The sequence below is a fragment of the Streptodolium elevatio genome (genome assembly GCF_053592165.1).
In genome coordinates this window covers 125,337-134,691 of record NZ_JBSFVE010000023.1, presented here as the reverse complement: position 1 = coordinate 134,691, position 9,355 = coordinate 125,337, and the positions used below count along the sequence as shown (strand labels likewise).

The window sequence follows — 9,355 nt, the reverse complement described above, 5'->3', positions numbered from 1 at the left end:
TTCGTCGCCCGCGAGATCTACAAACACCTGCCCCGACTCACACACACCCCCACACAGCTCCCACAGACCGCTTGACGACCTATAGGAGCTTCGCCGCCGGTCGACCCCCGCCGGCCGACGGCCCGGATCGCGCGGGCGGGACGCGGGAGGTGGTTGCCATCGCGCGCCGGGTGCGTACGATCGACAACGCAGCATCGCGTGCCGGTCACCGTCCGGGTGAGGCATGGAGGTGCTGGGAGTGCCTTGCGGAGGCATGCCACCCATGTCAGTCGAGTTGAACCACACGATCGTGCACGCCCTGGACAAGCGGGAGTCGGCCGAATTCCTGGCCGGGATCCTGGGCTTGGAAGTCGGGCCGGAAACCGGGGTGTTCGTCCCCCTCGACACCGCGAACGGGGTCACGCTGGACTTCGCGACCGTTCCGGCGGAGTCGATCACCACACAGCACTACGCGTTCCTCGTCTCGGACGAGGTCTTCGACGCGGCGTTCGCGCGGATCCGCGAGCGCGGGCTCACGTACTACGCGGACCCCCGGCTGCAGAGCGCGGGGGAGATCAACCACCACCACGGCGGACGCGGCCTGTACTTCTTCGACCCGGCGGGCCACGCCATGGAGATCATCACGCGCCCGTACGCGTAACACAGGACCCCGGCCGCGTCCATGGCCCCCGACCCCCGGTTTCCCGGGGGGGCGGGGGCCATCGGGATTGGGGGGCCAGCAGGATCGCCCCGTCCCCGGCGGCTGCCTAGTGTGGAACCACGACCACGCCGAGGGCCGGTCCACCGGAAGCCATCCGCGAAGCCCCTCCGAAGCCCCTCCGAAGCCCCTCCGAAGTCCTCGCAAGTCCTTCCAGCGCGCTTTGAAGCCGTGCTCCGAAGCCGTGCTCCGAAGCCGTGCTCCGAAGCCGTGCTCGGAAGCCGTGCCGAAGCCGCCTCCCACCACGCCGATCCCAGGGACGTCCATGCCTGCTGCCACCGTTCAGACCGCCGACCGACCTCCGCCCCCGCGTACGCCGCCGGCCCCGCGATCCGAGCGCGCCGCGAGCGACTTCGCGCCGCTGCTCGCCGACCTGAAGGCCGCGCGGCTGATGGACCGGCGGCCCGGCTACTACCTCCGCGTCATCACCGTGAACCTGCTCCTGTTCGCCGCCACCTGGGCCGCCGTGCTGTGGCTCGGAAACACGTGGTGGCAACTGCTGCTCGCGGTCCCGGTCGCGCTGTTCTCGGCCCGGGCCACCTTCGTCGGCCACGACGCCGGGCACCGCCAGATCGGCGGCAGCCACCGCACCCACCGGGCGATGTCGCTGCTGCACGGCAACCTCATGAACGGCATGAGCGCCGGGTGGTGGAACGCCAAGCACAACAAACACCATGCCAACCCGAACCACCGCGACAAGGACCCGGACGTCGCGGTGGGTGTCCTGGTGTGGGACGCCGACCAGACCGGCGGACGCCGGGGCCTCGCGGGCTGGTTGACCCGCCACCAGGCCCGGCTGTTCTTCCCGCTGCTGCTCCTCGAAGGACTCAACCTCAAGGTCAACGGCGTCGTCGACCTGCGCAACCGGACCCGGCGCGAACGCCTCGTCGAGGGCTCGCTGATGGCGCTGCACTTCGCGGCGTACGCGTCCCTGCTGTTGGTCGCGATGTCGCCCGCCAAGGCCCTGGTCTTCGTGCTGGTCCACCACGCCCTGTTCGGGCTGCACCTGGGCGCGGTCTTCGCCCCGAACCACAAGGGCATGCCGATGCCGGAACCGGGCGTGCCGTGGGACCACCTGCGCCGCCAGGTGCTCACCTCGCGCAACGTGCGCGGCGGGCCGATCACCGACTGGATGCTCGGCGGGCTGAACTACCAGATCGAGCACCATCTCGTGCCGAGCATGCCGCGCGGGAACCTGCGCAAGGCGCGGCCGATCGTCCGGGCGCACTGCGCGCGGCTGGGTGTCGCGTACGCCGAGACCGGTCTGGTCGAGTCGTACCGTCAGGCCCTCGCCCACATGCACGCCGTCGGCGCCCCGCTGCGCGCCGCACACCGTCGCGGCCGTGGGGGCGGCAGGATGGGGTGATGGCAGATGGTCGCGCGCACCGGTACTCGGCCCACCTCGATCTACTGACCGGTGAGGACGACCCGGTCGTCTTCCGCGTCGACTCGACGCGACCGGACCTGCTGCCGGTCACCGTGCTGTGGTACCCGGACCTCCCGGAGGACGGGCTGGCCACGGCGTTCACGTACGGCGTCTCGCTCGCCGACCATCCCGAGTGGGTGGGCGGGTCCGCCGAACTGTCGCTGTGCGTGCGGTCGCTCGACACGGCGTGGCCGCGCGCGCTCGGGCTGCTGGGCGAGCAACTGCGCGGGGTGTGCCCGTTCGGGTACGGCAACACCATCGACTTCGGCCGGCGGATCGCGCCGGACACCGAGATGACGGCGTTCTTCGTCTTCGCGTCGACCGTCGTGGAGCGCGACGACGCGGTGGGCGTGGACATCGGGGAGCCGGGGCGCGAGGACCTGGTGACGATCCAGGCCCTGTACCCCGTGCACGACATCGAACGCCGGTTCATCGACGAGCGCGGGCTCGACCCGTTCTGGCAGGGCGAGTGGGACACCTACGACGTGTCGCGCCCGCCGGCGGTGTGACGGCCGGACGCCCCGACAGGAACGGGCACGGGATGTCGGGTGGCGGGTGGCCGGTCCTTCCTAGCGTGGGGACGTAAGAGGGAAGGAGCGCGGCGTGCTGGACCGGCTCAATCAGGCGATGGACCACATCGAGCGGAACCTCGCGGGGGACATCGACGTACGCGAGCTCGCGCGTGTCGCGGCGACGACGGAGTACCACTTCCGGCGGATGTTCTCCGCGCTGGCCGGGATGCCGCTGTCGGAGTACGTCCGGCGCCGCCGGCTGACCGTCGCGGCCGCCGAAGTCCTGGCGCGGGAACGGACGTTGCTCGACGTGGCGGTGCGGTACGGGTACGGCTCGGGCGAGGCCTTCGCCCGCGCCTTCCGGGCCGTGCACGGCGTGGGGCCCGCCGAGGCACGGGGCACCGGTGCGGTCCTGCGGTCACAGCAGCGCCTTTCCTTCCACCTGGTGATCGAAGGGAGCGGCAGCATGCGGTACCGGCTGGTGGAGAAGGACGCGTTAAACCTCGTGGGCCGAAAGGCCCGGGTGCCCCTGGTGCACGAGGGCATGAACCCGGCGATCGTCGAGTTCATGCGCGGGCTCGACCCCGCCGAGGTGCGGCGCATCGAGGAGCTGTCGGACCAGGAGCCGCGCGGTCTCGTCAACGTGAGCGACGACCTGGCGGACTCCCGGGCCGAAGGCACCGAACTCGACTACTACCACGGGGTCGTGACCGGGGCGGCGGTCCCGGACGGCCTCGACGCGCTGCCGGTGGAGGCGGGCACCTGGGCGGTGTTCGCGCACTCGGGGCCGTTCCCGGAGACGCTGCAGTACCTGTGGCGGGACGTGTTCACGCAGTGGTTCCCGTCCAATCCGTACCGCAGCCGTCCGGGGCCGGAGATCGTCAGCACCCGACTTTCCGACGACGGGGCTTATGCGGACGCGGAGTTGTGGATCCCGGTGGAGCGGACGGCCGCCGAGTAGCGCGGACCCGGAGCCGCTCCGCGGCCTGGCGAACCGGGCGCCCTATACGTCGACGTCCGAGGGCGGACGGGCGGCGGGGGAGGGGATGGGGCGGCGCTTCGGGCGTTCGGGGGTCAGGCGGTCGGCGGTGAGACGGCCGGACCGGCGGGGCTGCGGCGGCACCGGGGAGGGCGGCTGCGGCTCCGCCTGCTGCTCGGCCGGCGATTCTGCGCGTGGTGCCGCGGCCTGGGGTGCCGCTTGCGTCGGAGCTGCCTCGCCGCGGGACTTGCCGGGCGACGGGCCGGCCGCGGAGGCGGGCACACGAGGCGGTGCGGGCGGCCTGGGGACGGGCGGAGGTGTCGGTGCGGCGGGTGCCACCGGGGGAGCGGCGGCCGGCGCCGCGGTCCGCGGTGCCGGAGCCGGTGGTGGCGGCGGGGTCGGGGTCGGCGGGGGCGGCGGCTGAACGGCCGCGGTACGCGGGCCCGAGCCGGTGATCCACGCCGGGGCGTCCTCGCCCGTGGCCGCGCGCCAGCGCGAGCGTACGGCGACCGGCTCGGCGGCGTGCGCGCGCACGAGGGCGTCGGTGGCCATGTCCACGACCTGCGGGAGGTTCAGTGCCGTTCCGACGCCGAGGGCGGCGGCAAGCGGCGGCACCGCGTCGGCGGGCCGGTCGGCCGAGATCAGCACCAGGCCGTAGACCGCGTAGGTGACGGCGACTTCGGGGCGCCGGGCGATGGCCGGGTCGACGCGGACGCGCCGGGCCCGGAGCGAGACCGCTTCCTCCAGCGCCTCGACCGCGTCGTCGTGGCGCGCGGCGCCGCTGAGCAGCAGGCCGAAACTCTGCAAGGCGGAGGCGAGGGCGTCGTCGCCGGAGGTGGGACCGTTCTCGGTGCGGGCCCGTCTCAGGCGTACCGCCGAACTCGCCCTTTCTATCGCCTCGTCGACGCGGCCGACGCGTGCCAACAGGTTCGCCTGACGTGTCGTCACTTGGGCGAGCACGTCGGCGTCGGCGAGCGTCAGCAGGTGTGCGGCCTCGTCGAACAGCGCGAGTGCCTCCTCGACCAGCCCGGTGGCGGCCAGGCGCCCGGCGAACTCGTCGAGGGCGTCGGCCAGTCCGGGGCGGTGCTCCTCGGGCGAGCGGGCGGCGAGCGTCCGGTACGCCTCTACGCACTCGTGCAGCACGGCGAGCGCGCGGTCCGACTCCCCGGCGTCGCCGAGCCGCGCGCCGAGGTCGCGCAACGTCGCGGCGAGCAGCGGGCGGTGGCGGTGCACGTCGAGGGCGGCGAGGCGGCGGGCGCGCGACGCCGCGTTGTTCGCGACCTTGACGGCGTCGCCGTACTGGCCGCCGCCGGCGAGCACTGCGGCGAGCGCCCGCAGCGCGTCGATCAGTGCGGGGGAGTGCTCGGCCGGGTCCTGTTCGGCGAGTTCGCCCAGCACGCGCACCGCGGCGCGGGCCGGGGCGGACGCCTCGACATGCCGCCCCGCCCGGCTGAGCTGCCGGGCCCGGTCGGCGAGCATCGCCGCGCGTTCGCGCTCGTCCCGGCGTACGGCGTCGGCAACCGCCCGGGAGGGCACCTGTTCTGACGGAAGGTCAGGCTCCGGTTCGGCCGAATCTCGCTGGTAGGGCGCCAGATAGGAGTTCCGTATGGCGAGCGCCTTGCTCGCCACGGCCGCTTCTTCCTCGATCCGGAGCCGGTACGCGGCAAGGTGGCGCTCATGCCGGCGCCGCCATCTGAAGAGCACGCGTCCCCACCCCACCCCACGGCTCGCCCACTGTCGGGGCGACGCTACCGCGCGACCGGTGGTGGCGGAGTGACCAAGGAGGGGATCAAGCCAGCGAGTTCACCCGGGAGAGGAAGGCGGCGGGAGGAAAGGCGGGGATCGGACGCCTCGGTGAACTTCCGGTCGCGCATCGTGACGGCCGGAGGTGGCATGCGACGCCGGCTCCCGTGCCTGGCCGGTTACGCCGTGGGCGGACGTTGTTGGCGGCCTCCCAGACCCGACGTAATCTCGATTACATGATTACAAGCGAGCAGCAGGAGAAGGTCAGGGGCTGGTTCGCCGGACGGCTCCCCGAGGGTCTGTTCGTCGAACTGGTCGAGGTGACGGTCGACCGCGAGGAGATCACCGTCGTCGGCCGCATAGCCGAGCCGGAGTTGGCCGAGGACGCGTCGGACGCCGCACGCGAGGGCGCGGCCGAGGGCAAGATCTCGGAGTTCCGGGAGCGTACGCGCGACGACCGCATCAAGGTCGCGCGGGAGGCTGAGCGGAAGTTCGGGCGCAAGGTGTCCTGGGGCGTCGTGTGCGGCGACCGCCGCGCGCTCTACACGCACGTGTCCGTGCCGGTCATGACGCGGCTGCGCCAGCCGGAGCGCCAGGTCCTCGACACGCTCATCGCGGGTGGTGTGGCCCGCAGCCGGAGTGAGGCACTGGCTTGGTGCGTACGCCTCGTGCAGCGCAACACCGACACATGGCTCACCGAACTGCGTGAGTCCCTCGAAAAGGTGCAGCAGGTCCGCGAGTCCGGGCCGGACGCCGACTAGTCGGGACGTCCGAGTAGTCGGGACGTCGAGTAGTCCGGACACCGAGCCGTTCGGAGACCGAGCAGTCCGGACACTGAGCAAGTCCGGACGCACTGTGGCCCGGAGGCCGGTGGCCCGCGCGTGACTTGGCGGCGTGCGGCACGCGCGGCCGCCGCCTCCGGTACGGGGATGCGGCGAGGACCCTGCCCTCAGGATGCGCCGAAAAGGCGCCACCTGCGGTGAACTCGTCCTCGCCGCATTCCCGTTTCCACGGCCGGCTCCCGCGCCGTTCGCGCGAAGGCCCCGTGACGCAGGGTCAGCCACGGGGGGAGTGCGTACGTGCGGCGAGCGATGTGCGTCCGGTGGATCGTCGCCCCGGACTCCTCCAGGCGTGGCAACTGCGCGCCCACGTGGTCGTCGACGGGGACGGCGAGGTCTGGCGCGCCGGGCAGGCCGTTGGCGATCGCGTAGCGCGCCATCGCGTAACGCGCCGTCGCCAGGCCGTGGTTGGTGCCGAGGGCGCCGAACGTGAGGATCGTGGGGGAGCGCCGCGTGAGAGCGTCCGGGATGATCCACGCCGGCTTGCGGGCCTTGTTGCCGCCGGCGATCTCAGCGGCTGGCGCTCGTACGCAGCGGGGCCTTCAGGGGCGTGTCCATCGGGTGGCGGGCGTACCCGCGTCGGGTCGCCGAATGCCGCCCTCCAGGGTGCGGATGACGTGTGCGGCGACGCCGTGCGGCGGGACCCTGCCCTGCTGCGCCGCCTCCGCGCCGGTGTACACCATCGCCCACACCGTGGCCATGATCCATCCCGCCGAGACCTCGGGATCGAACACGCCTTCCGCCTGGCCGCGTTCGATCAGGTCCGTCACCATGCGCTCGGTGCGGTCGTCGTAGTCCGGCAGCTCTTCGAGCACGCTCAGGTCGCCGAACGCGAAGAGCAGGCGGTCTCCCGTCGCGACGAGCCCGGTGACCAGCCGCCGCATCGCGTCGACGCACGGCCCCTCGTCGACGGCGGCGTCCAGCACGGCCTGCTCGATCAGGGCGAGCGAGTCCTCGACGGCGGCGCGCACCAGCTCGTCGCGGTCCGCGAAGTAGCGGTGCAGGGTGCTGCGTCCGACTTCGGCGGCCTGGGCGATCTCGGCCAGCGTGGCCCTGCGGTCGCGCGCGAGGAGGGTGGCGGCGGCGCTGACGATCGCGCGGCGCGTACGGCCGCGTGCCCCGGACTCGGCTGAGGTGGTGCTCACGACCGCAACATAGCAGCCAGTACCCGAAAAAGGACTTGCGCATCTAAAAATGGGACTCTAGTGTCTCAAAAAGTTGCACTGGCGTTTCATGGAGAGGGTCGTCGTGCCGAATCTGCGCATCCTGTGGTCCTTCGTCCGGCCCCACCGACGCACACTCGTCCTCGGGCTGGTCCTCGGGCTCTTCGTCACCGCGACCACCCTCGCGAGCCCGATGGCCACCAAGTGGGTCCTGGACGCACTCGACGAGTCCCGCTCGATCGCCCCGGCCGTGGCCGTGCTCGCCGGCCTGCTGGTCGTCGGCTCGGCCGTGCAGTCGTTCCAATGGATCATGCTCGGGAGCATGGGCGAGCAGGTCGTCCGCAACGCCCGCTCCTCGATGGTCCGGCGCCTGCTGCGGCTGCGCCTCGGCGACCTCACCGGCCGCTCCAGCGGCGAGCTGGTCACGCGCGTCACGTCCGACACCGTGCTCATCCGCGAAGCCGCGGCGTCCAGCCTGACCCGGCTCGTCAACGGCGCCATCGGCCTGGTCGGCGCGCTCGCGCTCATGGCCTTCCTCGACTGGGTGCTCTTCGCCGTCACCGTCGGCAGCCTGGCCGTCGTCACGCTGCTGGTCGCCGTGCTCATGCCGCGCATGGCCAAGGCGCAGGCGGCGGCCCAGGAATCGGTCGGGCGCCTGGGGGCGGCCCTCGACGGCGCGCTGCGTGCGATCCGCACCGTGAAGTCCGCCCGTGCCGAGGAGCGCGAGTCGCTGCGGATCGAGGCCGAGGCCGACGAGTCGGCCCGGCACAGCATCCGGGCGGTCCGCATCGAGGCCGTGGTGTGGACCATCACGATGGCCGGGGTACAGCTCGCGATCCTGCTGATCCTCGCGATCGGTGCCTACCGGGTCGAGTCCGGCGCGCTGTCCGTGTCCAGCCTGATCGCCTTCCTCCTCTACGCCTTCCAGCTCCTCGAACCGGCGACCGAACTCGCCACCGTCGTCACGCAGTTGCAGTCCGGCATCGCCGCGGCCTCACGCATCGCGCAGCTGAACGAACTGGATCTGGAAGGGCCCGATCCGCGCGCGAAGGCGGCCGTACCGTCCCAGGTGTACGCCCACACGGACACCGCCGCCGCGATCGCCTTCCACGACGTGACCGCCCGCTACGCCCCCGACGCCCAACCGGCCCTCGACGGCGTCTCGTTCGACGTCCCGCGCGTCGGCCACACCGCCATCGTCGGGCCCTCCGGTGCGGGCAAGACCACGGTCTTCTCCCTCATGCTCGAATTCCTGCACCCCGAGGCCGGCCACCTCAGCCTCGGCGGCCGGCCCGCGTACCTGTGGCCGCTGCACGAGTCGCGGCGGCGCATCGCCTACGTCGAGCAGGACACCCCGCTCGTCCCCGGCACCCTCGCGGACAACCTCCGGTACCTGCGCCCCGCCGCCGGCGACGACGAACTCTGGGAGGCACTGCGCGCGGTACGCCTCGACGAACGCGCCAAAGCCTTCCCCGACGGCCTCGCCACCGTGCTCGCCGACACCACCGTCTCCGGCGGGGAACGCCAACGCATCGCCCTCGCCCGCGCGTTCGTCGCCGACCCGGAGATCCTGCTGCTCGACGAGGCCACCGCCCAGCTGGACGGCCTCACCGAAGCGGCCGTGCAGACCTTCATCCGCGAACGCTCCGCGCACGCGGCCGTCGTCACCATCGCCCACCGCCTCTCCACCGTGGTCGAGGCCGACCGCATCGTGGTCCTGGAGCGGGGCCGCCTGCGCGCCACCGGAACCCACCGCGAACTCCTGGCCACCGACACCCTCTACCGCGACATGGTCACCGCCCTCCGCGTCACCACCGCCCTCGGCGACGTGTCCCGGGAGACGCCCAGCCACGCCGCGGCGGTGTCCGGCCGCGCTCCCGCGGTGTCCGAGGGCTGACCCGCGCGGGAGCGTACGGCCGCCTCCGCGTCGACCGAGGACGCGTGGTCCCGCCGGCCGCCCTTTTCCTTCGGAATTGCCCGTCGGCGCCGAAGGAAG

8 protein-coding genes are annotated in these 9,355 nt (G+C 72.6%); 6 read left to right on the top strand and 2 right to left on the bottom strand.

The genetic code is table 11. From position 1 onward, the window contains the following. Positions 1 to 262: 262 nt before the first annotated feature. The 4 genes from ACWD12_RS33250 (at position 263) to ACWD12_RS33235 (ending at position 3,596) form a co-directional block, all read left to right on the top strand. A complete protein-coding gene (locus ACWD12_RS33250) occupies positions 263 to 640 on the top strand; it encodes a VOC family protein (RefSeq protein ID WP_450102668.1) in 378 nt (125 codons plus the stop codon). A gap of 322 nt (positions 641 to 962) precedes the next feature. After that, positions 963 to 2,063, top strand: a complete 1,101-nt coding sequence (locus ACWD12_RS33245; RefSeq protein WP_450102667.1) for a fatty acid desaturase family protein — start codon at positions 963 to 965, stop codon at positions 2,061 to 2,063. Further along, positions 2,063 to 2,632: a suppressor of fused domain protein gene (locus tag ACWD12_RS33240; RefSeq protein ID WP_358348796.1), complete on the top strand. Its 570-nt coding sequence runs from the start codon at positions 2,063 to 2,065 to the stop codon at positions 2,630 to 2,632. Before ACWD12_RS33245 ends, ACWD12_RS33240 begins: the two co-directional genes overlap by 1 nt. Before the next feature lie 94 nt (positions 2,633 to 2,726). Next, complete coding sequence (locus ACWD12_RS33235) at positions 2,727 to 3,596, top strand: AraC family transcriptional regulator (RefSeq protein WP_450102666.1); 870 nt, start codon at positions 2,727 to 2,729, stop codon at positions 3,594 to 3,596. Positions 3,597 to 3,638: 42 nt separating this feature from the next. Here the strand turns inward: ACWD12_RS33235 and ACWD12_RS33230 are convergent, their stop codons facing one another. Next, positions 3,639 to 5,243 (bottom strand): hypothetical protein, encoded by a 1,605-nt coding sequence (locus ACWD12_RS33230; RefSeq protein WP_450102665.1) that lies wholly within the window; start codon positions 5,241 to 5,243, stop codon positions 3,639 to 3,641. Positions 5,244 to 5,593: 350 nt separating this feature from the next. Here ACWD12_RS33230 and ACWD12_RS33225 point away from each other — a divergent pair, with 350 nt between their 5' ends. Then, positions 5,594 to 6,118 carry a hypothetical protein gene (locus ACWD12_RS33225; RefSeq protein ID WP_450102664.1) on the top strand — a complete coding sequence of 175 codons (525 nt, stop codon included), beginning with the start codon at positions 5,594 to 5,596 and terminating at the stop codon, positions 6,116 to 6,118. Between the two features lie 620 nt (positions 6,119 to 6,738). Here ACWD12_RS33225 and ACWD12_RS33220 read toward each other — a convergent pair. Further along, the gene (locus ACWD12_RS33220; RefSeq protein WP_450102663.1) at positions 6,739 to 7,341 is read right to left on the bottom strand and encodes a TetR/AcrR family transcriptional regulator; all 603 of its coding nucleotides are present in this window, start codon (positions 7,339 to 7,341) and stop codon (positions 6,739 to 6,741) included. 88 nt (positions 7,342 to 7,429) lie between these two features. Here ACWD12_RS33220 and ACWD12_RS33215 point away from each other — a divergent pair, with 88 nt between their 5' ends. Continuing rightward, positions 7,430 to 9,256, top strand: coding sequence for an ABC transporter ATP-binding protein (locus ACWD12_RS33215; protein WP_450102662.1), 1,827 nt, complete (start codon positions 7,430 to 7,432; stop codon positions 9,254 to 9,256). Positions 9,257 to 9,355: the final 99 nt, after the last annotated feature.

Coding starts and splice junctions, on each gene's coding strand:
- ACWD12_RS33250 (WP_450102668.1), top strand. CDS start 263: ATGTCAGTCGAGTTGAACCACACGATCGTGCACGCCCTGGACAAGCGG.
- ACWD12_RS33225 (WP_450102664.1), top strand. CDS start 5,594: ATGATTACAAGCGAGCAGCAGGAGAAGGTCAGGGGCTGGTTCGCCGGA.
- ACWD12_RS33245 (WP_450102667.1), top strand. CDS start 963: ATGCCTGCTGCCACCGTTCAGACCGCCGACCGACCTCCGCCCCCGCGT.
- ACWD12_RS33240 (WP_358348796.1), top strand. CDS start 2,063: ATGGCAGATGGTCGCGCGCACCGGTACTCGGCCCACCTCGATCTACTG.
- ACWD12_RS33215 (WP_450102662.1), top strand. CDS start 7,430: ATGGAGAGGGTCGTCGTGCCGAATCTGCGCATCCTGTGGTCCTTCGTC.